The sequence below is a fragment of the Arthrobacter sp. B0316-1-20 genome (assembly GCF_059091865.1).
This window is the reverse complement of sequence record NZ_JBNHHC010000002.1, coordinates 463,260-489,017: the sequence shown is the minus strand read 5'-3', so window position 1 is coordinate 489,017 and position 25,758 is coordinate 463,260. Positions and strand designations below refer to the sequence as shown.

At 65.2% G+C, this 25,758-nt stretch carries 29 protein-coding genes; 17 read left to right on the top strand and 12 right to left on the bottom strand.

The genetic code is table 11. The features are described from left to right. The coding region (locus AC5RW2_RS05240) for an HNH endonuclease signature motif containing protein (protein WP_494073705.1) at window positions 1–399 on the top strand (399 nt) is incomplete at its 5' end. Window positions 400–443: 44 nt separating this feature from the next. Here AC5RW2_RS05240 and AC5RW2_RS05235 read toward each other — a convergent pair. The 4 genes from AC5RW2_RS05235 to AC5RW2_RS05220 form a co-directional block, all read right to left on the bottom strand. Further along, complete coding sequence (locus AC5RW2_RS05235; RefSeq protein ID WP_493962010.1) at window positions 444–1,307, bottom strand: neutral zinc metallopeptidase; 864 nt, start codon at window positions 1,305–1,307, stop codon at window positions 444–446. A gap of 437 nt (window positions 1,308–1,744) precedes the next feature. Continuing rightward, on the bottom strand, window positions 1,745–2,680 hold the full coding sequence (locus tag AC5RW2_RS05230; RefSeq protein WP_493950418.1) for a COX15/CtaA family protein: 936 nt from the start codon (window positions 2,678–2,680) through the stop codon (window positions 1,745–1,747). Window positions 2,681–2,684: 4 nt separating this feature from the next. After that, complete coding sequence (locus AC5RW2_RS05225) at window positions 2,685–3,428, bottom strand: ABC transporter permease (RefSeq protein ID WP_493962011.1); 744 nt, start codon at window positions 3,426–3,428, stop codon at window positions 2,685–2,687. After that, window positions 3,425–4,375 (bottom strand): ABC transporter ATP-binding protein, encoded by a 951-nt coding sequence (locus AC5RW2_RS05220; protein WP_493950420.1) that lies wholly within the window; start codon window positions 4,373–4,375, stop codon window positions 3,425–3,427. The genes AC5RW2_RS05225 and AC5RW2_RS05220 overlap by 4 nt, the downstream gene beginning before the upstream one ends. A gap of 111 nt (window positions 4,376–4,486) precedes the next feature. On the opposite strand from AC5RW2_RS05220, the gene AC5RW2_RS05215 reads away from it, so the two are divergent. The 7 genes from AC5RW2_RS05215 to AC5RW2_RS05185 all read left to right on the top strand — a co-directional run bounded on the left by AC5RW2_RS05215 (window position 4,487) and on the right by AC5RW2_RS05185 (window position 10,419). After that, window positions 4,487–5,257, top strand: coding sequence for a helix-turn-helix transcriptional regulator (locus AC5RW2_RS05215; RefSeq protein WP_493962012.1), 771 nt, complete (start codon window positions 4,487–4,489; stop codon window positions 5,255–5,257). Beyond that, window positions 5,257–6,741 (top strand): Fe-S cluster assembly protein SufB, encoded by a 1,485-nt coding sequence (sufB, locus tag AC5RW2_RS05210; protein ID WP_493950422.1) that lies wholly within the window; start codon window positions 5,257–5,259, stop codon window positions 6,739–6,741. The genes AC5RW2_RS05215 and sufB overlap by 1 nt, the downstream gene beginning before the upstream one ends. Further along, window positions 6,741–8,024 carry a Fe-S cluster assembly protein SufD gene (gene sufD, locus AC5RW2_RS05205; RefSeq protein WP_493962013.1) on the top strand — a complete coding sequence of 428 codons (1,284 nt, stop codon included), beginning with the start codon at window positions 6,741–6,743 and terminating at the stop codon, window positions 8,022–8,024. Before sufB ends, sufD begins: the two co-directional genes overlap by 1 nt. Continuing rightward, entirely contained in the window at window positions 8,024–8,383 is a 360-nt protein-coding gene (locus tag AC5RW2_RS05200; protein WP_493950424.1) for a non-heme iron oxygenase ferredoxin subunit, read from the top strand. The genes sufD and AC5RW2_RS05200 overlap by 1 nt, the downstream gene beginning before the upstream one ends. 59 nt (window positions 8,384–8,442) lie before the next feature. Next, complete coding sequence (sufC, locus tag AC5RW2_RS05195) at window positions 8,443–9,204, top strand: Fe-S cluster assembly ATPase SufC (protein ID WP_493950425.1); 762 nt, start codon at window positions 8,443–8,445, stop codon at window positions 9,202–9,204. A 2-nt stretch (window positions 9,205–9,206) separates the two neighbouring features. Then, the gene (locus tag AC5RW2_RS05190) at window positions 9,207–9,536 is read left to right on the top strand and encodes a metal-sulfur cluster assembly factor (RefSeq protein WP_493939110.1); all 330 of its coding nucleotides are present in this window, start codon (window positions 9,207–9,209) and stop codon (window positions 9,534–9,536) included. Window positions 9,537–9,627: 91 nt separating this feature from the next. After that, window positions 9,628–10,419, top strand: coding sequence for a Pr6Pr family membrane protein (locus tag AC5RW2_RS05185; RefSeq protein ID WP_493950426.1), 792 nt, complete (start codon window positions 9,628–9,630; stop codon window positions 10,417–10,419). A gap of 9 nt (window positions 10,420–10,428) precedes the next feature. Here the strand turns inward: AC5RW2_RS05185 and ypfJ are convergent, their stop codons facing one another. After that, on the bottom strand, window positions 10,429–11,331 hold the full coding sequence (gene ypfJ, locus AC5RW2_RS05180) for a KPN_02809 family neutral zinc metallopeptidase (protein WP_493962014.1): 903 nt from the start codon (window positions 11,329–11,331) through the stop codon (window positions 10,429–10,431). A gap of 203 nt (window positions 11,332–11,534) precedes the next feature. On the opposite strand from ypfJ, the gene AC5RW2_RS05175 reads away from it, so the two are divergent. Beyond that, window positions 11,535–13,133, top strand: coding sequence for an ABC-F family ATP-binding cassette domain-containing protein (locus AC5RW2_RS05175; protein WP_493950428.1), 1,599 nt, complete (start codon window positions 11,535–11,537; stop codon window positions 13,131–13,133). A 105-nt stretch (window positions 13,134–13,238) separates the two neighbouring features. On the opposite strand, the gene AC5RW2_RS05170 is transcribed toward AC5RW2_RS05175, so the two are convergent. From AC5RW2_RS05170 to AC5RW2_RS05160, 3 genes are read right to left on the bottom strand one after another with little or no spacing between them, the layout of a single operon-like run. After that, entirely contained in the window at window positions 13,239–14,141 is a 903-nt protein-coding gene (locus AC5RW2_RS05170; protein WP_493962015.1) for an SURF1 family cytochrome oxidase biogenesis protein, read from the bottom strand. Then, window positions 14,142–14,393, bottom strand: coding sequence for a hypothetical protein (locus AC5RW2_RS05165; RefSeq protein WP_493962016.1), 252 nt, complete (start codon window positions 14,391–14,393; stop codon window positions 14,142–14,144). It lies immediately after the preceding gene. Beyond that, window positions 14,390–14,998 carry a DUF3099 domain-containing protein gene (locus tag AC5RW2_RS05160; RefSeq protein ID WP_493962017.1) on the bottom strand — a complete coding sequence of 203 codons (609 nt, stop codon included), beginning with the start codon at window positions 14,996–14,998 and terminating at the stop codon, window positions 14,390–14,392. The genes AC5RW2_RS05165 and AC5RW2_RS05160 overlap by 4 nt, the downstream gene beginning before the upstream one ends. A 118-nt stretch (window positions 14,999–15,116) precedes the next feature. On the opposite strand from AC5RW2_RS05160, the gene AC5RW2_RS05155 reads away from it, so the two are divergent. The 3 genes from AC5RW2_RS05155 to AC5RW2_RS05145 all read left to right on the top strand — a co-directional run bounded on the left by AC5RW2_RS05155 (window position 15,117) and on the right by AC5RW2_RS05145 (window position 17,169). Continuing rightward, entirely contained in the window at window positions 15,117–15,851 is a 735-nt protein-coding gene (locus AC5RW2_RS05155; protein ID WP_493950431.1) for a beta-ketoacyl-ACP reductase, read from the top strand. Window positions 15,852–16,013: 162 nt separating this feature from the next. Beyond that, entirely contained in the window at window positions 16,014–16,766 is a 753-nt protein-coding gene (locus tag AC5RW2_RS05150; protein ID WP_493962018.1) for an SDR family oxidoreductase, read from the top strand. 214 nt (window positions 16,767–16,980) lie between these two features. Then, window positions 16,981–17,169, top strand: coding sequence for a hypothetical protein (locus AC5RW2_RS05145; protein ID WP_493950433.1), 189 nt, complete (start codon window positions 16,981–16,983; stop codon window positions 17,167–17,169). A 44-nt stretch (window positions 17,170–17,213) separates the two neighbouring features. On the opposite strand, the gene AC5RW2_RS05140 is transcribed toward AC5RW2_RS05145, so the two are convergent. Together AC5RW2_RS05140 and serB are read right to left on the bottom strand one after the other, a co-directional pair. Continuing rightward, window positions 17,214–19,103, bottom strand: a complete 1,890-nt coding sequence (locus AC5RW2_RS05140; protein ID WP_493962019.1) for a transketolase — start codon at window positions 19,101–19,103, stop codon at window positions 17,214–17,216. A 168-nt stretch (window positions 19,104–19,271) separates the two neighbouring features. Beyond that, on the bottom strand, window positions 19,272–20,165 hold the full coding sequence (gene serB, locus AC5RW2_RS05135; RefSeq protein ID WP_493950700.1) for a phosphoserine phosphatase SerB: 894 nt from the start codon (window positions 20,163–20,165) through the stop codon (window positions 19,272–19,274). A gap of 106 nt (window positions 20,166–20,271) precedes the next feature. On the opposite strand from serB, the gene AC5RW2_RS05130 reads away from it, so the two are divergent. The 5 genes from AC5RW2_RS05130 (at window position 20,272) to AC5RW2_RS05110 (ending at window position 23,734) form a co-directional block, all read left to right on the top strand. After that, window positions 20,272–21,060: an ABC transporter ATP-binding protein gene (locus AC5RW2_RS05130; protein WP_493962020.1), complete on the top strand. Its 789-nt coding sequence runs from the start codon at window positions 20,272–20,274 to the stop codon at window positions 21,058–21,060. 15 nt (window positions 21,061–21,075) lie between these two features. Continuing rightward, entirely contained in the window at window positions 21,076–21,852 is a 777-nt protein-coding gene (locus AC5RW2_RS05125; RefSeq protein WP_493962021.1) for a sulfite exporter TauE/SafE family protein, read from the top strand. Beyond that, the gene (locus AC5RW2_RS05120; RefSeq protein ID WP_493962022.1) at window positions 21,849–22,655 is read left to right on the top strand and encodes a TrmH family RNA methyltransferase; all 807 of its coding nucleotides are present in this window, start codon (window positions 21,849–21,851) and stop codon (window positions 22,653–22,655) included. Before AC5RW2_RS05125 ends, AC5RW2_RS05120 begins: the two co-directional genes overlap by 4 nt. A 152-nt stretch (window positions 22,656–22,807) precedes the next feature. Beyond that, the gene (locus tag AC5RW2_RS05115) at window positions 22,808–23,065 is read left to right on the top strand and encodes a type B 50S ribosomal protein L31 (protein ID WP_493938972.1); all 258 of its coding nucleotides are present in this window, start codon (window positions 22,808–22,810) and stop codon (window positions 23,063–23,065) included. Window positions 23,066–23,332: 267 nt separating this feature from the next. Beyond that, on the top strand, window positions 23,333–23,734 hold the full coding sequence (locus tag AC5RW2_RS05110; RefSeq protein WP_493962023.1) for a hypothetical protein: 402 nt from the start codon (window positions 23,333–23,335) through the stop codon (window positions 23,732–23,734). 3 nt (window positions 23,735–23,737) lie between these two features. Here the strand turns inward: AC5RW2_RS05110 and AC5RW2_RS05105 are convergent, their stop codons facing one another. Beyond that, window positions 23,738–24,064: a hypothetical protein gene (locus tag AC5RW2_RS05105; protein ID WP_493962024.1), complete on the bottom strand. Its 327-nt coding sequence runs from the start codon at window positions 24,062–24,064 to the stop codon at window positions 23,738–23,740. A 263-nt stretch (window positions 24,065–24,327) separates the two neighbouring features. Then, window positions 24,328–25,671: a GntP family permease gene (locus AC5RW2_RS05100; RefSeq protein WP_493962025.1), complete on the bottom strand. Its 1,344-nt coding sequence runs from the start codon at window positions 25,669–25,671 to the stop codon at window positions 24,328–24,330. Between the last annotated feature and the right edge of the window lie 87 nt (window positions 25,672–25,758).

Sequence of the window (25,758 nt, the reverse complement as noted above, 5' to 3'; positions counted from 1 at the left end):
GTGCAGAAACGGGACGAGGTGTGTCCGTTCGCCGGCTGCCGCAAACACGGCAAGGCCTGCCAGATCGACCACACCCAGGCCTTCCGCGCCGACGGCGCTCAGGGCGCAACCGACGCCGGGAACCTCGGCCCGCCGTGCGAGACCCACCACCGGCTGAAAACCAACGCGGGCTGGTCCATGAAACAGCCCGCACCCGGGGTGTTCGAAGTGACCACCCCGGCTGGCCGGACCTACACCGACCGGCCCGGCGAAGACAACGACCCTCCCGGCCAACCGCACTACCCGCCCGCCGTCGCCGCCGCCCTCCCCGAGACCCAACGGCAGCAGATCGAACCGCTCACCACCCAGCAGGACCCACCGCCGTCACCGGACCAGCAGCAGGACCCGCCACCCTTCTGAAATCAAACGACCTGAGAGAGGTCAGACCGGTTGGCCAGATCTTTTTATTGTTGTGACGGTAGGCATGCCAGCACGCCGCCTGTGCGTCCGACATTGAAGTTCGCAACCCGTTGGGAGGAGACGCCGTGGTCCTGCGGGTTCGTCCACGGGGTGTTTCCGCCGAGCGAACTCAGCGCAGTAACCAGTTCGTCCTGGTCACCTTGTTCAAAAATAAGAGTTCCGTCTGCAGCCGCCCCATACAGGGTCGCGCCCGCCAAGCAGTCAGCCTGCAGCTCATAGGCCTGAGACCGGAGGCTGGGGTCGAGCCGGTTCGCGATTGCATGGCTCCATTCGTGAGCGATGACCAAGTAAGGCCAAGCGTCGCCGAATTGGAATCCGCGCTCCATCAGCGAAGCGTCCCAGGCCACGTAATCCTCTGGAATGCAATAGAAGGCGTTGCCCGGCTGAAGAGGCTCGCCCGCGCAAGTGGGTGCGTTGCTTGGGTCTCTGCCATCGTATAGTCCCACGACCGTCGGCGGCGTGTATGTCCCAGTAAACAGTTCACTCCAATGCGTGCGCCAGAACTGATCCGTGATCGCCTGGGCTGTCTGAATATCGGCCAACTCTTCCGAGGTGATGGCGGTCGTGCCGTTCCCGGCCTGGCCTGCACCAGAAGCATCATTCCCTGATACTTCCGCGGGCGGGGTGTGCCCGTATTGCGAATAATCGCCGAGTGTCTGCACACCGGGCCCCTCGATAGGGGTATCACCCCCGTCCGCTCCGGATCCTATTTCTGCGGAGTCCGCCCCGCCCTGGTTGGCGGTCGAAGAGCCGGAATCACCGGAACCTCCGCAACCGGATAATCCCAGGGCCATTGCCAGCAGAAGACCTGCAATCACGCCCCATCTGTTTTTGGTTTCACCAGTCATGACCTCACTCGACTTTCCAGCAGTATTATCCTGAGATGGGATTGCGACCGGGATATCACCTACAGGTAAAGGGGTGCAAGGGGCAGAGGAAAGACAACCGGTTCAGCGATTAGATAAAACACTTCACCGCCCCAATGAGGTCAGCGGGCGCCGAGGCCCTTAGCCGAGGCCCCTAGGGATGTCGGGTCGTGTTCCGCCGCGGTATTCAGATCCGTTCCAGCAGGTACCTGTGCCGCGGCTGCTGCCCGTCAGGTCACCATGACGGGCCCGCGGAGCTCGCCGATGTCAATTTATGGGATCACGGGCTTCCTGGGCCCGCTTAGCCTGCCAGCCAGTACTGTGCTACTGATCCATCGTGGTCATGGCGACGATAGAGTGTCACGCTTGTCGACCCGACCAGTTGTCCGCACCTTGTCGACTCGTTCGCCTACTAAGGGCTAGAGCGGGAACTTGCCGGTCGAACGGTCCCAAACGTTCGTCGCAGCAACGGTCAGCAGCGCCGAGCCGAGCATATGCAGCAGCACCAGGCCGATAGGCAGGCCGGTGAAGTGCTGCAGGTAGCCAATGCCGCCTTGGAGCACAATCACCGCGGCCAGCCACCACAGGCCGGCGCGCAGTTGGTGTGAGGTTGCGTGGCGGTAGGCGAGCACCAGCGCCAGCACGGTAGCGGCGACCAGCAGGTAGACCGGGACCACGTGGATTCGGGTGACGAGGTCTGCGTTGAAGTCATGGCGCGGGGCGCTGGCGTCACCGGCGTGGGGACCGGTGCCGGTAACGATGGTGCCCAACACGATGGAGGCGGCGGAGGCAGCGGCGATGGTCCAGCCCAGCGTGCGTTGGATGCTCGGGACCGGGGCCACAGCTACAGCGGTTCCACCGCGCAAATACATTCCCGTCCGGTTGACCAGCAGGGTGGCCACCGCCACGAGCGAGGCCGAGGCCAGGAAGTGCAGGCTGACCACCCACGGGTTCAGGCCGGTCCACACAGTGATGCCGCCGATCAGGGCCTGCACCGGGATCACGCAGAGCAGTCCCACGGCCAGGCCGAACAGGGTGCGATGCTGCCGGCGCATGCGCCACAGCGAGACCAGCATGGCCACTGCGATGATGGCCAGGATGAAAGTCAGGGTGCGGTTGCCGAATTCAATCAGCCCGTGGATGCCCATTTCCGGCGTCGGGGTCATGGAGCCGGGCACGCAGTTGGGCCACTGGGAGCAGCCGAGGCCTGACTTGGTCAGCCGCACGGCGCCGCCGGTGATGATGATGCCGATCTGCGATACCAGCGAGGCGATGGCCAGACCATGAACGGTGCGGTTGACGGAGGTCGGCAGCCGATCCAGGAGTTCGTGGGACTTGGGAGTGGCGGTGGTCATTGACTTAGCTCCATTTGAACCAGCGGATGGCGGCAAGGCTGGCCACTACGGTCCAGACCAGCAGCACGATGGATGCGGTGAGATTGAACTGCGCGTCGATCAGTGCGCTGCGCAGCGCGTCGCCCAGCGCGGTCGAAGGCAAAAGGTGGGCGGCGGGCTCGAAAACGTCGGGCCAGCTGGCCACCGGGAAGAGGATACCGCCGGCAGCAGCCAGCAGCACCCAGAGCAGGTTGGTGATGGCCAGCGTGGCTTCCGGCCGGACCGTGCCGGCGATCAGCAGGCCAAGCGAAGTGAAGGCCGCGGCGCCCAGCACCAGCTGCGCAGCCGCCGGCAGCAGGCCGCCCAGCGCTGGCTGCCAGCCGAGGAACAGGGCAGTTCCGCCCACAACCACAACTTGGATGACCATGATGGCGAGTACCGCAATGATCTTCCCGAGGATCAGCCCGCTCTGCCCCAGTGGAGTAGTGGACAGGAACCGCAGGACACCGTATCGGCGGTCAAAACCGGTGGCAATCCCTTGGCCGGTCAGCGCCGTGGAGACGGTGCACAAGGCCAGCACGCCCGGGGCTGCCATGGCAATCCGGTCGTCCGTGTACGTGTCGAGTAGCGGCGTGACGGTCAGGCCGATGAGCGCCAGCAGCGGCAGGATGATGGCAATCAGCAACTGTTCGCCGTTGCGCAGCATGCCCATCGTCTCGTAGCGGCCCTGAAGGGCGATCCGGCGGATCAAGGCGGCGGGTGCGCTCATCGCAGATCCTTCCCGGAGATATCGAGGAAGACGTCCTCGAGCGAGCGCGGCGCCATGTGGATGGACGCCGGCATGACATTGTGGGCTGCCCATTCCGCGGCCAACGCGGCAAGCACTGCGGGGGTCAGTTGGCCGGCCACTGAGTAGCGCCCGGGAACATTTTCGACGGCGGTGAACGGCTTGGGCAGGTCGAGCGACAGTCCCGGGGGAGCGTCAAAGGTGAGCAAACGTTCGACGCCGGAGCTTTCATCCGTGGCCGCGGTCAGTTCCGCGACAGTGCCGTGCACCACGGTCCGGCCGGCGTCGATGATGAAGACATAGTCAGCCAGCCGCTGCGCGTCGTCCATCAGGTGCGTGGTGAGGATGATGCCCAGGCCCTCGGCGCGCAGCTCTTGGATCAGATCGAACACCACGGCCCGGGACTGTGGATCCAGCCCCGCGCTTGGCTCGTCGAGGAAGAGGACTTCAGGATCGCCCACCAGTGCGGCCGCCAGTGCTACTCGTTGCTTCTCTCCACCGGACAGTCGGCGGATGGGCGTGTTGGCGAAGCCCTGAATGCCGAGCCGTTCCGCCAGCTCGTCCACGCTGCGCGGGTTCTGATACATTCCCGCGACGTGCTGCAGCAGCGCCAGCGGCCGGATGGCCTGCGGAAGTCCGCCTTCTTGGAGCATGACTCCCACGCGGCTCCGCAGCTCTGCTCCCGCCTGGTAAGGATTTTGGCCGAGTAGCCGGACGGTCCCGCCGTTGGGAGGCATCAGACCCTGCGCGCAAGCTAAGGTAGTGGTTTTGCCGGCACCGTTCGGTCCGAGAAGTGCGGTAACCTGCCCGGGGTAGGCGCGTAGATGGACCCCGTCGATGACGCGGACCATCTTGTTATCCAGAGCTTCGACCGGCCCCAGATCTTTCACGAGTCCCTGGATGTCGAGGCAGGGTTCGGAGGTAGGCACCCGAACATTCTACGGGACGTAGAGCGACCCATGCTAAGGCAGGGCCCCATGCTAAGGCCTGCCTTACTGGTGGGCCGGAATAGAATACGTCATGATTATGTTGTGTATTCCATGACCAGTAGTGCTTCTTTGCGTGCCCAGGCGCCCGAGTCCGAGGAGCGGACCCGGGACCGGGTTTTGAATGCTGTTTTGGAACACGGTCCCGTCAGCGCGGCCGGTCTCGGCAGCATCCTTGGCTTCACGCCCGCGGCCGTGCGTCGACATCTGGACGCGCTGTCCCGCAAGGGCTTGATCGAGGTCAAGCTCACGGCAAATTCTTCCACCGGCGCCGGACGTCCCGCCCGAAAGTACGTGCTCAGCAGGCAGGGCCAGACCAGGCTGGGCGATGACTATTTGGATATTGCCCGCACGGCGTTGGCGGCCCTGAGCGAGGCTGCCGGCAGCGAAGCGGTCGCAGAATTTGCCCGGAACCGGTACCGGGACATGGAGGAGCGCTACCGCCCGATCGTGGAGGCAGCGGGGCCCGAGATCGAAGAGCGAGCCAAGGCGCTGGCGGAGGCGCTGAGCGCAGACGGTTTCGTTGGATCCACCACGGTGGTCGGATCCAAGGCGCCGCACAGCACCATGCTGTCCGTCCAGCTCTGCCAGGGTCACTGCCCGGTGCAGCAACTGGCAGCGGACTTCCCCGATTTCTGCGACAGCGAAACTGAAGTTTTTTCCCGGCTGCTCGGGGTGGATGTCAGGCGACTATCCACTCTGGCCGGCGGGGGACATGTTTGTACGACCCACATCCCCGTGGGCCGAACAAGGTCTGCGGTTCGACACGTCGAACCGGCGACAGGAACCAGACGAGTATCCATCAATCTGCAAGAGAGGCCGTGATGACGGACCAAGTGGATCAGAGTATGAGGAACGCGGTCGGGACGACCGATGTAGCCGACACCACCATTTCCGAAATTCTGGAAAAAAACCCCGAGCTGCATGGCATCGGCACTTACGAGTACGGCTGGTCAGATGCCGACACCGCCGGCGCCAACGCGCGCCGCGGGCTGAATGAAGAAGTCGTCCGCGACATCTCTGCCAAGAAGGACGAGCCCCAGTGGATGCTGGACCTGCGCCTGAAGGGCCTGAAGTACTTTGACCGCAAGCCGATGCCCACTTGGGGTGCGGACCTGTCCGGCATCGACTTCGACAACATCAAGTACTTTGTCCGTTCCACGGAGAAGCAGGCCAAGACGTGGGAGGACCTGCCCGAGGACATCCGGGTCACCTACGAAAAGCTCGGTATCCCTGAGGCCGAGCGTGAACGTTTGGTTTCCGGCGTCGCCGCCCAGTACGAGTCCGAGGTGGTCTACCACCAGCTCCGCGAAGACCTTGAGGCCCAGGGTGTGATCTTCCTGGACACCGACACCGGCTTGAAGGAACATCCGGAGATCTTCCAGGAGTACTTCGGATCGGTCATCCCGGTGGGCGACAACAAGTTCGCTTCGCTGAACACCGCCGTCTGGTCCGGCGGCTCCTTCGTCTACGTGCCCAAGGGCGTCCACGTCGAGATCCCGCTGCAGGCCTACTTCCGCATCAACACGGAGAACATGGGCCAGTTTGAGCGGACCCTGATCATCGCCGACGAAGACTCCTACGTGCATTACATCGAAGGCTGCACCGCACCGATCTACACCTCGGACTCGCTGCACTCCGCCGTCGTCGAAATCATTGTGAAGAAGGGCGCCCGCGTCCGCTACACGACGATCCAGAACTGGTCGAACAACGTGTACAACCTGGTGACCAAGCGCGCCATTGCGCACGAAGGCGCCACCATGGAGTGGATCGACGGCAACATCGGCTCCAAGGTGACCATGAAGTACCCGGCCGTCTACCTGACCGGCGAGCACGCCAAGGGCGAGACCCTGTCCATTGCCTTCGCCGGCGAGGGCCAGCACCAGGACACCGGCTCCAAGATGGTCCACATTGCCCCGAACACGTCGAGTGCCATCGTGGCCAAGTCGGTGGCCCGCGGCGGCGGCCGTTCGGCCTACCGTGGGCTGGTCCAGGTCCGCGAGGGCGCGAAGAACACCAAGAACTCCGTGGTGTGCGACGCCCTGCTGGTGGACACGATCTCGCGCTCGGACACCTACCCGTACATTGACGTTCGTGAAGACGATGTCACCATGGGCCACGAAGCAACCGTGTCCCGCGTCAGCGAAGAGCAGCTGTTCTACCTGATGTCCCGCGGCCTGGCCGAGGACGAGGCGATGGCCATGATCGTGCGCGGCTTCATCGAGCCGATCGCCCGTGAGCTGCCGATGGAATACGCACTTGAGCTGAACCGCTTGATCGAACTGCAGATGGAAGGGTCCGTAGGTTAATGACTGAGATCACTGAGAAGGCACGTATCGGTGCTCCGGCCATCGACGGATTCACCGAAGAGGGCGAAAACCTCTCCCCGGCCAACGCCGCGGCGGGTCCGCTGGCGGGCGCCAGCGCCAAGAGCCACAGCCATGGCGGCGGCGTCGGGGTTCCGGACAGCTCCCGTGCCGGCCGCCTGACCTCCTACAACGCGGACGACTTCGGTCCGCTGACCGGGCGCGAGGAAGACTGGCGGTTCACCCCGCTCAAGCGACTGCGCGGCCTGCAGAGCGACGCGCTGGTCGGAACCGCCCCGGCGGTCACCGTCAGCGGGCCGGAAGGCACCGAGCTTCCCGCCGGCGTCGTCGTTGAAACCGTTGGCCGCGACGATGCTCGCATCGGCGTTGCCGGCATTCCCGAGGACCGCGTTTCGGCAGCCGCCTGGGAGGCCTTCAAGGAGGCCACCGTGGTGACCATCCCGGCCGAGGCGCAGCTGGACACCGGGGTCGCCGTCGTGATTGAGGGCACCAGCACCGAACTGTCCGCCCAGCACCTGGTCATCGTGGCCGAGAAGTTCTCCAAGGCCGTCGTCGTGCTGGACCACAAGGGCAGCGCAACCGTCTCCCAGAACGTGGAAATCGACGTGCAGGACGGCGCGGACCTCACCGTTGTCTCGGTGCAGGAATGGGCCGATGATGCCGTTCACGCCTCCTCGCAGCAAACCCGCGTGGGCCGCGACGCGAAGTTCAAGCACGTGACCGTCAGCCTCGGCGGCGATCTGGTCCGCGTGACGCCGTCCACCCGCTTCACCGCCACCGGCGGCGACGTGGAAATGTTCGGCCTCTACTTCGCCGACGCCGGACAGCACCTTGAGCACCGGCTGTTCGTGGATCACGCGGTGGCCAACTGCAAGTCCCGCGTGCTGTACAAGGGAGCCCTGCAGGGTAAGAACGCGCACACCGTCTGGGTGGGCGACGTGCTGATCCGCAAGGAAGCCGAAGGCACCGACAGCTATGAAGCCAACCGGAACCTGGTGCTGACCGACGGAGCGCGCGCCGATTCGGTGCCGAACCTCGAGATCGAAACCGGATTGATCGCGGGTGCCGGCCACGCCAGCACCACCGGCCGCTTCGACGACGAGCACCTGTTCTACCTGATGGCACGCGGCATCCCCGAGGACGTCGCCCGCCGCCTGGTGGTCCGCGGTTTCCTCCATGAGATCATCCAGCAGATCCGGGTTCCCGCCCTAGAAGAGCGCCTCAACGCATCGCTGGAACGCGAACTCGCGGCGGGCAACCTCTAATGAGCGAAACTCCGCGCGGCGAACTGGTATGCAAGGCCTCCGACGTACACGTCAATCAGGCAGTGCGCATCCTGGTCGATGACTATCCGGTAGCCATCGTCAGGGACTCCGAAGGCGAACTGCATGCCATCGGGGACACCTGTTCGCACGCGGACGTCTCACTCTCCGAAGGCGACGTCGAAGGCAGCACGATCGAATGCTGGGGCCACGGCTCCCAGTTCGACCTGCGCACCGGCGAGCCGCTGAGCCTGCCGGCGTTCGAACCCGTCCCGGTCTTCGCGCTGACGCTCGACGGCGACAGCGTCTACGTGGACGTCACCAACGTCCTCAACGGGGCGCCTGCTCCGGACCTCAACTAAAAACTTCAACACGCGAACTTACGCCCGCCCCCACCGGGCGCAAAGGAGAAAGCAGACAAATGTCTACTCTTGAAATCAAGGACCTGCACGTCAGCATCGAGACTGAGCAGGGCAGCAAGGAGATCCTCAAGGGCGTGTCCCTGACGATCAACACCGGCGAAATCCACGCCATCATGGGCCCGAACGGCTCCGGCAAGTCCACCCTGGCTTCCACCATCGCCGGGCACCCCCGCTACACCGTGGACTCCGGCTCCATCACCCTTGACGGCGAAGACGTGCTGTCCATGAGCGTGGACGAGCGTGCCCGCGCCGGACTGTTCCTGGCCATGCAGTACCCGGTTGAGGTACCCGGCGTGACCATGACCAACTTCCTGCGCACCGCCAAGACCGCCCTCGATGGCGAGGCCCCGAGCCTGCGTCACTGGACCAAGGACGTCAAGGAAGCGATGAGCCAGCTGCGCATCGACGCCGACTTCGCCCAGCGCAACGTCAACGAAGGCTTCTCCGGCGGCGAGAAGAAGCGCGTGGAGATCCTGCAGCTTGAACTGTTCAAGCCCAAGTTCGCCATCATGGACGAGACCGACTCCGGTCTCGACGTAGACGCGCTCAAGGTGGTCTCCGAAGGCCACAACCGGGTGCACGCCGAAGGCGCCATGGGCACCCTGCTGATCACCCACTACACGCGGATCCTGCGCTACATTAAGCCCAACTTCGTGCACGTCTTCGTCGACGGCCACATCGCCGAAGAGGGCGGCCCCGAACTGGCCGACCGGCTGGAAGAAGAGGGCTACGACCGCTACCTGACCGCAGCAAAGGCCTAATTATGACTGAAGTCAATGCCCCGCAGACGTCTTTGGAGGACGTCGAAGAAGCGCTCAAGGACGTCATCGACCCTGAGCTGGGCGTCAACATCGTGGACCTCGGCCTGTTGTACGGGCTGAAGTACGCCGAGGACGGCGCCCTGCTGATCGACATGACGCTGACCACCGCCGCCTGCCCGCTCACCGACGTTCTCGAAGAGCAAACCGGCAAGGCGCTGGACGGCGTTGTCGACGAGTGGCGCCTCAACTGGGTCTGGATGCCGCCGTGGGGTCCGGAACGGATCACCGACGACGGCCGAGACCAGATGCGCGCGCTGGGCTTCAACATCTGACCACTGTGTGAATTGACGACGGCGGACCGGTCACCTTCGGGTGGCCGGTCCGCCTCTGTCTGCGCTCCGGTAGCAGCGTTAGGATCGGCATATGGGAGTATCCACGGTGGGGAAGGCGCGGGAGCGCGGGCGCTATGACGAGGTCCATGTTGCCGCGGCCTTCCACGGGCTGACGGCACTGCTGGCCGTGGTCGGCATCGCCCTCGGAATCACGGCTGTGCCGGCAGCGCCCGGGTACGCCGCCGCGGCGGCGCACTCCTGGTGGAACTTTGCCAGCGCGCCCGGGGTCCAGGCGGCACTGCTGGTCTTCGTGGTGAGCCTGACCCTGCTGATGGACTCGACCATGGCCGGCGGACGGCTCTGGCGGGCGGCCCGGACGGCCACGCTGGCAGCCATGCTGCTGGTCTTCCTGGCCCAGTTCACCCCGTTCCGCGGACTGCCCGACACTGCGGAAATGACTGTAGCGGGGGTGATGGCGGACCGGCTCCTGCTCTATGCGCTGCCGGTGGTGGTGGTAACCGGCTGGCTGATCTTTGGTCCCCGTCCCCGCATCAGTACCGGCGCAGTGACCCTCGGTCTGGTCTTCCCGGGTTTCTGGCTGCTGTGGACGGGCCTCAGAGGAGCCGTCACCGGCTGGTTACCCTATGCCATCGGCCCGGTACCGCCCGCGGGGCAGCTGCTGATGATGGGCATTGGCCTGATCCTGCTGTGGCTGGGAGCCACCATGGTTTTCCTGTTGCTGGACTCAACCATGGGACGTGAGCCCGACGGCTATCTTCCGGGCTTCGGACCGGCTGACTCCGCCGCGGGAAAGCGCTCGGACGGATTGCCGTTCGCGGAAGGCACCCATGAGTCCGATCCATTGGACCCGCGGGACCTCTAGCCTCTGGCGTCAGGCGGGTCGGTCGAGGTCCGCCGCGGAGAACGTATCGCAGCGTCCGGCATCGCCGGTCTGGTAGCCCTGCAGGAACCAACGCTGGCGCTGCTCGCTGGAGCCGTGCGTCCAAGTGTGCGGGTTGACCTGCCCGGTGGCAGACTGCTGGATGCGGTCGTCGCCCACGGCGCTGGCGGCGGAAAGAGCGTCCCGCAGGTCTTGCTCCGTTAGCGGTTGCATGAACGGTTCCCCGGTCCGCTCGTCGATCTGCTCGGTCGCATTCGCTGCCCAGACACCGGCATAGCAATCTGCCTGAAGTTCCACCCGTACCGCACCGGATTCCGGGCCCTGCGGATCCTGCCGGGAGTAATCGATGGCCCCGGTCAGGTTCTGGATATGGTGTCCGAACTCATGCGCCACCACATACTCCTCCGCCAACGGTCCGCCGCTTGCGCCAAACCGGCTGGTCAGCTCGGCGAAGAAAGAGGTGTCGAAGTATGCGGTCTGGTCTCTCGGGCAGTAAAACGGGCCCACGGCGCTGCTCGCCCTGCCGCAGCCGGTGCTGACACCGCCGTCGAACAGGACGGTCTGCGGGACGGGGTACTGCATGTTGTAGCGCGGGAGGTAGCCGGCCCAGAAATCGTTGAGACTGTTGACGGTTCCCACGATGCGGCAATCGGTGCGTTCGTTGGCGTCGGCGCCCGTGAGGCATTCCTCCTGCAGGCCCGGGCCGCCTAGTTGCTGCTGTTCCTGACCGCTGCCGCCCAGCCCGAATCCCTCCAACACGTCTGCAGGCACGCCGAGCAGGCTGGCAATAAGCACTAACAGGCCGCCGCCGCCAATGGCGATCTTGCCGCCCAGGCCGCCTCGACGGTCCTGCACCTGGGACGTATCCAGCCGGGAGCCGCGGGAAAAACTCATGAGCCAAGGATAACGGCCAGGACACGGGCAGGTAGGTCCCTGCCGACGCTGCGGGCCGGGAGCGTGCCGCCTGCCGGGAGCGGACTGGTGGGTGCGGGTTGCCGATGCCGGTAGACTGGAAAGGTTGATTTCCGCCCCCCGTCCCCCATGGACGTGCCCGGGCATCCCATCCCACACCCTGCCCCTATGGAAAGGCCTCCACTGTGATTACCGTCAACGATCTTGAGCTGCGTGCTGGAGCCCGTCTGCTCATGGAGGCGGTGTCCTTCCGTGTGGACAAGGGCGACAAAGTGGGGCTGGTGGGCCGGAATGGCGCCGGCAAGACCACGCTTACCCGGGTTCTGGCCGGTGAAGGCCTGCCTGCCTCCGGTACCGTGGTGCGCAACGGTGAGATCGGCTACCTGCCACAAGATCCCCGGACGCCTGACATGGAGCAGCTGGCCCGAGACCGGATCCTCTCGGTCCGCGGACTGGACGTGGTGACCCGCAAGCTCCGTGAAGCGCAGTCGGACATGGCCAGCAGCGACGCCGATGTGCAGGCCAAGGCGATGCGCCGCTATGACCGGTTGGAGGCCGAGTTCATCTCCGGCGGCGGCTACGCGGCCGAGGCCGAAGCAGCGGCCATTTCCTCCAACCTGGCCCTGCCGGAGCGAATCCTGAACCAGCCGCTGAGGACATTGTCAGGTGGCCAGCGCCGCCGCGTGGAGCTGGCACGGATCCTGTATTCCGGTGCGGAAACCATGCTGCTTGACGAGCCAACCAACCACCTTGACGCCGATTCGATCACCTGGCTGCGCGAGTTCCTGAAAAACCATCAGGGTGGACTGATCGTGATCAGCCACGACACCGGCTTGCTGGAGGCGACCGTCAACAAGGTTTTCCACCTGGATGCCAACCGCACCACCATTGACATCTACAACATGAACTGGAAGCGCTACCTGCTGCAGCGCGAAACCGATGAACGCGCGCGCAAGCGCGAACGGGCCAACGCGGAAAAGAAGGCCCAGGTCCTGATGGACCAGGCGAACAAGATGCGGGCCAAGGCCACCAAGGCAGTTGCGGCGCAAAACATGGCCAAGCGTGCCGAACGCCTGCTCAGCGGCCTGGATGAGGTCCGGGCGCAGGACAAGGTGGCGGCGCTGCGTTTCCCCGACCCGGCACCGTGCGGCAAGACTCCGCTCACTGCCGAAGGCTTGAGCAAGTCCTATGGTTCGCTGGAGATCTTTACCGACGTCGACCTGGCCATCGACAGGGGCTCCCGCGTGGTGATCCTGGGACTGAACGGCGCGGGCAAAACCACCTTGCTGCGCATGCTGGCCGGTGTGGACACCCCGGACACCGGCGACGTGCTGCCCGGCCACGGCCTGAAGATCGGCTACTACGCCCAGGAACATGACACCTTGGATGTGGAGCGGACCGTGCTGGAGAACATGCGCACGGCAGCCCCGGACCTGCAGGACGCCGAAGTGCGGAACATTCTCGGTTCCTTCCTGTTCTCCGGCGACGACGTCAACAAGCCGGCAGGAGTGCTCTCCGGCGGCGAGAAGACCAGGCTGGCCCTGGCCACGATCGTGGCGTCATCGGCGAATGTGCTGCTGCTGGACGAGCCCACCAACAACCTGGACCCGGCCAGCCGCGCGGAAATCCTCGGCGCACTGCGCAACTACAGCGGCGCCGTCGTCATGGTCAGCCACGATGAAGGCGCGGTCGAGGCACTCAACCCGGAACGCGTGGTGCTGCTGCCGGACGGTGTGGAAGACCTCTGGAACGAGGACTACCTGGACCTGGTCACCCTGGCCTGAGTCTTGGCGCGGCGCCGAACCGCAATTGCACGGCGCTTAGACACCTCCCTCGTTCCTCGGTCGGCGATGCGCGCCTTAGCAATTCCGGTTCAGGCCGTGCAGTAGCTAGTCGTCGCGGCTGAGCAGGGAACCGTCGGTCCGGAAACCCTGGGCGTCCAGCAGCGCGTCTTCCTCTTCTTCGGAGGTGGGCCGATTGCGGTGGCGCTTCGGGGCAGCGGCGGCACGCGGGGCCGGATTGGCCTGGTGGTAGCCGCTGAGCGCCTCTTCTTCCTCGGTCAACCGGCCATGGTGTGCGTGTTGCCGTGCGGCGTAGCCGTAGCCGACGAACAGGAGTACGCCGAAGGCATACCACTGCATGGAGTACGACAGGTGTGGGCCTTCATCGATGGCGGGCTTGGGGATCTGCACCGGTCGATCGGCGGCAGCGGGGGACTCCGACGCCATCAAGCCGTAACTGCCGGTGTAAACGGGGTAGTCCAGCTGGGCCGCATAGGTGTCCAGCTGGATGGACGCGAGCTGTCCGTTGGGGGCACCACGGCTGACCGTCCCTTCGCCCGGCTTGACACGTGCGACGACGGTGACCTTGCCTTGGGGAGCGGCGGGGATGGTGTCCGGATGGCCGGCCTGGTTATTTCCGATCGGCAACCAGCCGCGGTTGATGATCACGGCTGGCCCGTCATTGAGGCGGAGCGGGATGAGCACTTCGTAACCCGGCCGACCGTTCAGTGGCCGGTTCCGCACAATCCGCTGGCCCGCGGTGTCGTACTCGCCGTAGAGGACCACCGGGGTCCATTCCACCGAATCATCGGCAGTGGCAAAAATCTTAGGAACCTTGCTGAACGGCACCGGATCGGCGTCGTAATGGGTCTCCACAGCGGTGATGGTGGCGCGCGCCTGGTCCCGGCGGTCCATTTGCCAGTTGCCCAGCATCACGCAGACCGCGGCAAGCAGGGCAACGATCAGCAGCCAGCCCAGCCACTTGCCGCTGAGCAGGAATCGATAGGACATTCAGGCACCGCTTTCCGGCGTAGCTGGTTCTTCCATGGGAAGCGTTTCCTTCCACAGGCTTCGCTGTACCAAGTAGTCCTGCAGCCACTCGCGGTGCCCGTCGCAGGCGAGCCAGATCTTGCGGCGCTCGGGCGTATGGATTCTCGGATTGTTCCACAGCAGCTGCCATTGGGCGTCCCCGCGGCAACCCTTCCGCGAGCAGATCGGTGTTTCGGCGGCCGCTGGGCCACCAAGCTGACCTAGGAGGTTCATGCAGCAGTCTTCCGTCGGCGTCGCTTGACCACAGGGCTCAGGCTTCCCATAAACGCCGCCGACTGGTCATGTTCGTCTTGCTCCGTGGGACGGTCCTGCTCTGCGGGACCGGGCGGCGGTTGGCTGGGCGTCGAGCCTGCTCCCGCCGATGCTTCTGGTTGGTCCGCGTCGGGGGCCGCGTCTGCAGGGCCGTGCCGTTCTTGCGCGGAGGTTGTGGGGCCCTGGCCAGTGGCCGGGGGCTGCGCGGCGTCGTCGATTACCACCCCGGTCAGGAAGTCGCCGTCCTCGGTTCCTCCGCCCTTGGCACTGGGGGCTTCCAGCTCCGGCATCGGTGCCTGGTCCAGCAGGGCAGTGCTGTGCGTCAGGTGCGACTTGTCGCTCCCGCCATTGGCGATGATCACGGCTATCCATGGCAGGAAGACGGCGCCGGCCACGAAGAACCAGCGGAACCAGCTGTCGATGAAGAAGAAGAGCAGCAAACAGGCCAAGCGGATGCCCATGGCGAGCGTGTATTTGACCATGCGCCGGTGCATCTCATCGGTGTGGCTTTCGGGAACGTCCGTAATGCTCAGGACTTCCGGTTTCTCGTCAGGCTGCTTGCTCATCACACTCCATCAGGGCTGTATCAATTCTCCCACGATGGCCGGAATGTCTAAAGCCGACGCAACGAGTCCCCTGCCGCAGGAGCTGCGGGCTAGGATTCCTTAGGAAAACAGCAGCTTCATGGAGGTAAGTGTGAGCAATGAACAGCAGACCGGCCGCAGCGTGCTGGTCACCGGCGGTAACCGGGGCATTGGCTTGGCCATTGCCCGGGCCTTCGAAGCGAACGGTGACAAGGTAGCGATTACCTACCGCAGCGGTGACGTGCCCGAAGGACTTCTGGGTGTGAAGGCCGATGTCACGGACGCCGGATCTGTGGATGCCGCGTTCACCGAGGTCGAGGCTGCCCACGGCCCGGTGGAGGTGCTGGTGGCCAACGCCGGCGTCACACGGGACATGTTGCTGCTGCGGATGAGCGAAGAAGACTTCACCAGCGTGGTGGACACCAACCTGTCCGGAGCGTTCAGGGTGATCAAGCGTGCCTCCAAGGGGATGATCCGGCTGCGCAAGGGCCGCGTGGTGCTGATCTCCTCGGTGGTCGGGCTCTACGGCTCGCCCGGCCAGATCAACTATGCCGCGTCCAAGGCCGGCCTGGTTGGCATTGCCCGTTCGCTGACCCGCGAACTGGGATCCCGAAACATCACCGCCAACGTGGTGGCTCCGGGATTCGTCAACACGGAGATGACCGCCGTGCTGCCGGAGGACACGCAGAAGAGCTACCTGTCTTCCATCCCGGCGGGTCGCTTCGCCGAACCCGAAGAGGTGGCGAAGGTGGTCCGCTGGATTGCCAGCGACGAAGCTGCCTACATCTCCGGCGCGGTGATCCCGGTGGACGGCGGACTGGGCATGGGCCACTAAGTCGCCCGGCAGGTGGGCGGCCCGCCTTTTGTGGGCTTTCTACAACGGATAAGGCTTCGGGGGCTGGCAAGATGGAACCCGAAGCCTTATCCGGTTAAGCGTTTCCTACAACCGTGCGGCCGGAACACCACAGATACTTACCAAAAACCTTAAGGAGTAGCCATGGGCGCACTGGATGGCAAAGCAGCAATCGTTACGGGTTCATCCCGCGGCATCGGCGCCGAGGTGGCCAAGTTACTTGCCGCCGAGGGCGCAGCGGTAGTGGTCAACTACCGCCAGAAGGCACCGAGGGCCAACAAGGTCGTGGCGCAGATCGAGGAAGCGGGCGGCCGCGCCGTCGCCGTTGCTGCCGACCTCACTGCGGAAGAGGGTGCGCAGGCACTGGTGGACGCCGCCCAGCAGAACTTCGGCGGCCTGGACCTGCTGGTGCTCAACGCCTCCGGCGGCATGGAGACGAGCATGGGCGAGGACTACGCGCTCCGCCTGAACCGCGATGCACAGGTGAACATGCTCAAGGCGGCGGCCGAGGTGATGCCGGCGGGCTCCCGGGTGGTCTTCGTGACCAGCCATCAGGCACACTTCATCCGCACCGTGCCGACCATGCCGGAATACGAGCCGGTGGCGTTGAGCAAGCGCGCCGGCGAGGACGCGCTGCGCGACCTGCTGCCGGAACTGGATGCCCAGGGCATCTCGCTGGTCGTGGTCTCCGGCGACATGATCGAAGGCACCGTCACGGCCACCCTGCTGGACCGCGCACGCCCTGGTGCCCTCGAAGCCCGCCGCGCGGAGGCCGGGAAGCTTTACTCGGTGGAAGAGTTCGGCGCAGAGGTTGCGAAGATGGCTAACGCCGACGTCCCCTCGGGGCACACCGAATACGTGGGCGGGGCCGAGTCCTTCCAGCAGTCCCAGGGCTAGGTGCAGGATGGCAGCAGCTGACGGACACGGTTGAGGGGCCGGCGCGCTCCCGCGCCGCCCCTGGGCACAGTGCCCTGGACGCCGTGCCCTGGACGCCCTGCCCCTGAACGCAGTGACGCATCAGTACCGGGCATACCGGGGCAAAATCCCGGAAACTGTCGGTGGCGGGTGCTACGTTGGCCGCATCCTTGGAACTTCAGGAGGGTGAGCGAAGATGGAAAAGACACATTCCCGCGGCGTCGGGATTGACTTCATGGAACCGAATGCCTGCGGACGTTGTGATGCCTGCGACGAACTGCCCGCGCCGGCTATTTGTGAGGACTGCTCCTACGACGAGAACGGCAACCTTGTCCGGCTCGTGGAATGGCCCTGCCCGACCGCGGCGGCCTCGCTGGCGGCATAAGGGACTCCTTTGCCCCTGGCGCCCCGGACGTCTGCGTCCGGGCGCTAACCGCCAATCAGGTTGCGCGCCGCCTCCGTGATGTGCCGCGCAGAGATTCCCGCGGCGTCCAACAGCTCCTCCGGTGCCCCGGAGGTTGGCAGTCCTTGCACGGCCAGGCGGACCAGTTTCAGTTCCGGGACCTGGGCCTGCGTCAGCGCGTCGGCGACGGCTGACCCGAGCCCGCCCTCGGGATAGTGGTCCTCGACCGTGATGATCCGCCCGCCAGTGGCCCGGCACGCGGCCAGCAAGGTTTCCTGGTCGATCGGCTTGATCGAATATAGGTCAATGACCCGGGCGGCGATGCCTTCACCGGCGAGTTGGGCAGCGGCGGCGAGGCATTCGTGCACGGTGACCCCGGCACCGACGAGGGTGACCGCGTCGTCGTCGGTGGCTCCGTGCACCTTGGCGCCGCCCAGCGGGAATTCCTCGCCCGCCTCGTAGAGCACGGGGTAGTCGCCGCGGGTGGCACGCAGATAGCAGATGCCAGGCGTGTCCGCCATGGTCTGGACCAGCCGTGCGGTTGAGGGCGCATCCGCCGGGTAGAGAACGGTCGAGGTGTGGATCGCGCGCATCGCGGCGAGGTCCTCGAGCGCCATCTGGGATGGCCCGTCCTGGCCGATCTCAACGCCTGCATGGGTGCCAACCAGACGGATGTCCACCTCGGAAACGCCGGCCATCCGGATGAAGTCGTAACCGCGGGAGACCAGAAACGCGGCAAAACTGGCGGCGAACGCCACATATCCGCGCACAGAGAGCCCTGCCGCCGCAGCCACCATTTGCTGTTCGGAGATGAACATCTCGAAGAAGCGGTCCGGGGCGGCCTTGCTGAATTCACCGGCCTTGGTGGAATTGCCCACTTCACCGTCCAACATCACCACCTCGGGCCGTGCGGCCAGCGCAGAGGCCGCATCGCCGAAGGCGGTCCTGGTCGCGACGGAGTCGCCCACGGTGTAGGTGGGAAGTTTGACGGCGGCCGACGGGTTGGCCTTGATGGCAGGTACGCCTGATTCCGGGGTATGGCTGGTGACCCGTATCTGGGTTGGCCCGCCCAGCGCCTTGATGGCAGGTTCCGCAATGTCCTCCGGCAGTGCCTTTCCATGCCAGCCGTTCTTGTCCTCCACCTCGGGAACGCCCTTGCCCTTGATCGTCCGCGCCAAGATGACGCTGGGCTGGTCCGTGGTGGCGCGGGCGGTGGCGAAGGCGTCGTTGATCGCGTTCAAGTCGTGACCGTCGATCGGAAGCGGCTGCGCACCGAAGGCCCTGACCCGCTCTGCGTACCGCTCGAGATCCCATCCCAGCTCGGTCGGCCCGTTCTGGCCCAGCCGGTTCACATCGACAATCGCGGTCAGATTGCCCAGCCGGTAGTAGGCCGCCTTGTCCAGCGCCTCCCACATGGACCCTTCGGCCAGCTCGCTGTCACCGCACAGCACCCACGCCTGATAGGGCAGCCGGTCCAGGTACTTGCCGGCCAGGGCAATGCCGACGGCGTCGGGCAGTCCCTGCCCCAGGGATCCGGTCGCCACGTCCACCCACGGCAGGGCAGGTGTGGGATGTCCCTGCAGCCTGCCGCCAAACTGCCGGTAGGTATCGAGCAGCTCGGCTTCGTCGACCACTCCGGCAGCCCGGAAGATGGCATACAGCAGCGGCGAGGCATGCCCCTTGGAGAAGACCAGATGGTCGTTCGCGGGCAGCTCGGGGCGCTGCCAGTCATAGCGCAGATGGTTCACCAACAGCACAGCCATGAGGTCGGCCGCCGAGAGGGAGGAGGTGGCGTGGCCGGATCCGGCCCGGGTAGTGACGCGGATTGAATCGACCCGCAGCTGCGCAGCCAGCGCGCGGCAGGTCTCCGCCAGGCTCTGATCCCAGGTGGTGGTGGATGTGGAGTCGGTGCTCATCACTGACTCTCCTTCACGGAAGGTTCAGGGAATCCCGGGCCCCGTTGCCCTCATCGGCAGCACTGTCCGGGGGATGTTCAACCCGACCCTACTCCCGTACGTGGTCCGGCGACAGGGCCACGTGGGCATCCATGATCGGCAGGCCTGCGGCTGCCCGCTGGTTGGGCGTCAGACTCCGGCGAAGTAGCGCGCCACATCCAAGTAGGGGATGTTGATGGCGGCATCGGCCGCCTCGCGGACGGCCGGCTTGGCATTGAAGGCGACCCCAAGGCCAGCGGCGGCCAGCATATCCAAATCGTTGGCGCCGTCGCCGATAGCAATGGTCTGGGCCAGGTCGATGTTTTCCGCCGCGGCCCATTCGCGCAATGAAGCTTCCTTGGCTGCCCGGTCCACCACATCGCCGTCAACCGTGCCGGTCAGCATGTCGGCGTCGGTACCCAGCAGATTGGCCCGGTAGTACGTCAGTTTAAGTTCCTCGGCCAGCGGGTCCAGGATCTGGCTGAAGCCACCGGAGACCACGGCCACCGCGTGGCCGGAGGCCAGGAAGGCCTCCACCACTTCCTTGGCACCGTGCGTCAACAGCAGCGAAGCGCGCACCCGCTCGATCACGCCCAGCGGAAGATCCTTCAGCGTGGCCACGCGGGCGTGCAGGCTCTCGGCAAAGTCCAGCTCGCCGCGCATCGCCGCTTCGGTCACGGCGGCAACCTCGTCCCGTTTGCCGGCATGCTCCGCCAGCAGTTCGATCACTTCCTGCTGGATGAGCGTGGAGTCCACATCCATCAGCAGCAGCTTGCGCTCCGGCCCGGCCAGCGACGCGTCCATCACGGCAGTGCCCAGCTGATCGGTGAGCAGGGGAGCCACCGCCGCCCGCAAAGCCGTGACGCCGTCGGAGGCACCGCCGTCGTACTCCACGATCAGCACGGTGACTTGGAAGCGGTCGTTGGCCGCGTTCTCCAGTTCCACGATGTTTCCGCCGGCTCCGGTGACCGCGGACTGCACGGCTGCAAGATAGGCATCGGGCAGTTCCCGGCCGTAAGAGACAACGCGGAGGAGCGAGGGCATGGTGATTCCGTTCTGCGCAAAGCTGGAGGGGATGGCCGGATCCATCATGGCAGGTCCGGCATCGCGTTTGGCGATTACTACGCGTTTTAGCCTACTGTCTACTGATATGAGCGATGTACTTGAGTTTGCCGGGGTCACTGTTGTCCGCGGGCGGAAAACCCTGCTGGACGGCGTCGACTGGCAGGTCAAGGAGGGGGAGCGCTGGGTCGTGCTGGGCCCCAACGGGGCGGGCAAGACCACCCTGCTGCAGATCGCCGGCGCGCGCCTGCACCCCACCCGCGGGATGGCCGGCATCCTGGACGAGACCATGGGCAAGGTGGACGTGTTCGAGCTCCGGCCCCGGATCGGCCTGGCCTCGACCGCACTGGCCAACCAGATCCCGGAACACGAGCGGGTGCTCAACGTGGTGGTGACTGCCTCTTATGGTGTGACCGGCCGCTGGCGCGAACAGTACGACAAGATGGACGAGCGCCGCGCGTTCCGTCTGCTGGACGCGTGGGGGATGTCCACCTTCATGAACCGCACCTTCGCCACGCTCAGCGAAGGCGAACGCAAGCGCGTGCAGATTGCCCGCGCGCTGATGTCCGACCCGGAACTGCTGCTGCTGGACGAGCCGGGCGCCGGCCTTGACCTGGCCGGCCGCGAGGACCTCGTGGAGCGGCTGAGCGAGCTGGCCCAAGATGAGGACGCGCCGGCGCTGGTGCTGGTCACCCACCACCTGGAGGAAGTGCCGCCGGGCTTTACGCATGCCATGCTGCTGCGCGAGGGCGGTGTGGTGGCCCAAGGCCCCATCGACGAGGTGCTCACCGAAGACAACCTGAGCACCGCTTTTGACATGCCGCTCAGCCTGAAGCACGACGGCGGCCGCTACACTGCCGTAGCCAAGCGCGCCTAGGCGGTCCCTGCCCCGATGGATGTGCTCAACGCTGCCCTGATCGGGCTGGCCGGGTTGTGGGCCGGCACCATCAACAGCATCGTCGGATCCGGCACGCTGGTCACCTTCCCCGTCCTGGTGGCGCTGGGCTATGCGCCGGTGACGGCGACCATCTCCAACGCGATTGGCTTGATCGCGGGCAACGTGGGCGGGGTCTACGGCTACCGCCGGGAACTGGCCGGGCTGCGCCGCACGGTCGCCATCCTGCTGCCGGCGTCGCTGCTGGGCGGGATCACCGGCGCGTGGCTGCTGCTGCACCTGCCGGAGGAAGTGTTCGGCATCGCCGCGCCGTTCCTGATCGTGGTGGCGCTGTTCTTCGTGGTGTTCCAACCGAAGCTGCAGGCTTGGGTGCGGGAACGGCAGGCAGCACAGGCGCGCACCCGCCCGCGGCCCTGGCTGTTGCTGGGCCTGGTGTACTTCGCCGGAGTCTACGGCGGCTATTTCGTGGCCGCCCAGGGCGTGCTGCTGGTCGGCATCCTCGGCGTCTTCCTGCACGGCACGCTGCAGCAGGCCAACGCCATGAAGAACGTGCTGGTCCTCGGCGTGAACATCATTGCGGCGATTTCCTACATGCTGTTCGCCTTCGACCGGATCGAGTGGCCGGTGGTGCTGGTGATCGCCATCAGTTCGCTCATCGGCGCGCTAATCGGATCCGCCGTGGGACGCCGGTTGAAACCGGTGGTGCTGCGCGGCGTGATTGTGACGCTGGGGCTGGTGGCGCTGGTCGTGCTGGTCAGGAACCTCTTCGCATGAACTTGGTCCGGCTGGATTCCGCCGACGACCCGCGGGTGGCTGACTACACCCAGTTAACCGACACCGCGCTGCGCCGCCGCCGGGAACCTGCCGAAGGGATGTACATCGCCGAAAGCTCCAAGGTGCTGCGCCGGGCCATTGCCGCCGGCCACATCCCGCGGTCCTTCTTCCTGACCGAGAAGTGGCTGGACGACCTGCGCGATGTGATCGCGCGCTTCCCGGAGGTTCCGGTGTTCGTCGGCGCGCCGGAGGTGCTGGAGGCGATCACCGGATTCCATCTGCACCGCGGAGCCATGGCCGCCATGCACCGGCCTGCGCCGCGGTCCGCGCAGGACGTGCTGGCCGGCGCCCGCCGGGTGGCAGTCTTGGAGGACATCGTGGACCACACCAACGTCGGCGCGATCTTCCGGTCCGCCGCCGCCATGGGCATGGACGCCGTGCTGCTCAGCCCGCAGTGCGCCGACCCGTTGTACCGGCGCAGCATTAGGGTCTCCATGGGCACCGTTTTCCAGATCCCCTGGGCCAGGCTCGAGGAATGGCCGGCAGGACTGGCCGTGCTGAGCAGCGAGGGATTTACGACGGCGGCGCTGGAACTTGCCGAGAACGCCATCACCTTGGACGAGCTGGAACGGCGCACCTTTGACAAGCTGGCCCTGGTGCTGGGCACCGAGGGTGCCGGCGTGCAGCCGCAAACGCTGGCACGCGTAAACCTGACCGTGATGATTCCGATGCGGGCCGGGGTCGATTCGCTCAATGTTGCCGCGGCCAGCGCCGTTGCTTTCTGGGCCTGCCGGCAGGACTAGGCTTCGGATCCCCCGTCACGCGGAAGCTACGTGTCGCTTCGACGCGGGCCCGGCGGATGCGGTAGAGTGGTGTGCTGGCCCTGATGGGGCTGCCCTCTTTCCATCCTTCTAGCCGCTGGCAAAATCCAGGGGCGTGTAGAAAAGGTACAACTATGAAGTCTGATATCCATCCGGCATACGCCCCGGTTGTTTTCCGCGACCTGGCCTCCGGCGTTTCCTTCCTGACCAAGTCCACCGCTACGTCCAAGAAGACGGTGGAGTGGGAAGACGGCAACAGCTACCCGCTGATCGAGGTTGAAATCTCCTCGGAGTCCCACCCGTTCTACACCGGCAAGCAGCGCATCATGGACAGCGCCGGCCGTGTGGAGCGCTTCAACGCACGCTTCAAGGGCTTCGGCGGCAAGAAGTAACTCTTCGCCCCCAGCCTTTCAGCAGAGCCTGCACCGCTTGGTGCGGGCTCTGCTGCTTAATACGGCCGTTAGGCAGAGCCCGCGGGCGGACGGCCGTTAGGCAGAGCCCGCGGGTGGGAGAGTCAGCCCGTGCATCCCTGGCTAAGCCGGTACTGCCGCTACGCTGCTGGCATGGCAAGCCCAGGCAGCAGTAGCACGGTCCCGTCGACGCGGCCTCGGGGGAGCGGTTCAGGAAGCCGGGCTTTCGCCGTGCTGAGCATGCTGCCCTTGTTGACGCTCCTGGCGACCGGCTGTGCCGCTGACCCACAGCAACTGCCTGATTCGATCACCTGCACCGCGCAGTACCGTCCGAACGTCGGCAGCAGCGCTGGAGAGGAGACCGCGCAACTCGTCCTGCCGCGGGTCGACGGTCCGACAGCCACCCGACAGGAACTGTCGACGGGCACATTCCGGCTGTCCGGAAGCTACATCGGGGATGCCCCCGACGGTCGGGCAGTCTCGCTATCCATCCGTAACGCCGAGGGCAAAATGATAGCCAGCGTGCTGTACCAACTGGCGGACGGGGAGTCCCTGGCATCCCGGTTCAGCGGTGGCCATGGGTTTACCGGGCTGCACTACATTCGGGACGGCGAAGCGGAATTGCAGCTGTACTGCACGGCGGGGGAGTAGGCGTCAGGGCCTCTCGCCGGTCCTGTCTCCCAATGCCGTCTTCCGAACCTGATCGGTGCGCCGACGCACGGCAGACGCCCAGACCCAGGTCACCCTCCGGTTCCCGGCATCCGTCCACGCGACCTCAACCGCGCGCGACGTCCAGCCGAATGCTTCACCCTGGACCAGTTCGGCCGACCCCGGGAAGCGGATCCACGCCCACACCGGTACCCCGGGCACCACGCGGGTCACCTGGCAATGCTCAAGATCCAGCTCCTCCGGCGTCAGCGACACCGGCTCCGCACGTCTGGCATAACGGGCAGCGATCTTCGCCAGTGCGTCCCGGTCCATCTGTTAAATGTAGAACGCATGTTCGAAATAAGCGACGCGCTGAACGGAAGATCTCCGGGTCTTTGCCCCGCCCAATGAGTCCACGGATCGCCTTGTATCGAGGGCTCGTGAATGCCAGGCTGCCGGCGGGCTTTGCGCCCGCCGGTACAGTTGGCCTTGGCCCATGCTGTGGAAAGGATGCGGATCTTCAAGCACCCATTTGAGGTCTCAACTAAGGGTTGAGTTACGGGACAGGCGCAGTGGGAATTACCTGCAGTCCCGCCCTATGCGATGAGGGCTACCGCCAAGACCATCGGTAGCGAGACCACCGACGCGATGGATGTAACCATCGTCAATGTCTTGAAGGTCCCCTGAGTCGACAGCCCGAGCAGCGACTTGAACATCCAGAAAAAATTGCTGTTGACCTGAAGCGCGAACATCGCACCCGAGGCGATGGCTAGGCCGATGACGAGCGGCGAGATGTTGATTGACCCGAGTACCGGACCGATGATCCCGGCGGCCGCGATGGCCGCTACCGATACCGATCCGATCGCCAAGTGCAGCACAGCGGCGATGACCCAGGCGAGCAGGATGCTCAGGATCACAGGCGCCGCTGCATCGGCAGTGAAGAGGTCGGCCAGGATCTTGTCCAGCCCGGTCTCCCCGATGACTGCGCCCAGGGACCCGCCGATGCCGGTGATGAGCAGGATTTCGCCGGTGGTGTGGAAGCCCTCACCCATGGCCGTGTCTGTACCCTTCGAACCCAAGGTGCGCCGGCACAGCGCGTAGGCACCGAGGAGGCCGACAAAGAGCGCTAAGTTGGCGTCACCGAGGAAGGTGATGAAGTCGTTGGAGAACCCGAACAGCTCCGCGAATGCACCGAAGGCAATCATGAGCAGCGGCACAAGAATGGGCAGCAGGCAGACGAACAGCGGGGGAGTTCTGGTGTCCTCTTCTACTAGTTCGGTGGTCTCCAGTTCGACCATTGCCTCATCGACCTCTTCGTCCCTGTCCGATTTCCAGTAGCGGCCGCGCAGGAGCCAGCGGAAGATCAACGTTGTTAGGATCGCGGTCAGCGGCCCGAGCACGAGGCCGTAGATCAGCCAAAGGCCTAATTGGATATCCAGCAGGCCCGCGATGGAGACGGCGGCCAGGCCCGGGATCACGAAGACGTAGCCGGCGAAGATCCCGGTCCCCAGCGCACCGGCCATGTGGGGCAAGCCTGTCCGGCCAATAAGTGGCCCGCTTGAGCGGGCAACCGGAGAGGCCAGCACGACCTGCACGTCCACGTAGATCGAGGGGAAGATCGTCGACATCGCAGCGGTCAGCGCGTACGGGAGCCGGCGTGCGCCGACACCGTTGACGAGCATCGTCACCATCTTCCCGAAGGCGCCGATCGCATGGAGCATCGCTCCAATGAGCACCCCGAAGCCGATAAGCAGGCCAACCTCGCCCATAATTTCGCCGAAGCCGGTGGCGATCGCCACGATGGTCGCCGTGAAACCGACACCGGTTGCGAGGCCAAGGTAGAGCGCGCCGATGATCAGCGAGATCACCGGGTCGACCTTGGCCTTGATGATGAGCACGATGATGACGACGATGGCTATGGCGGTATGAATGACGATCATGGCCTGCTCCTGCCTTTATGGAGTGGCAACGTCATTTAGTGCCGTAGCCACATCGACCCCCGCTCTGGTACGGCGCCGCCGCCGCAG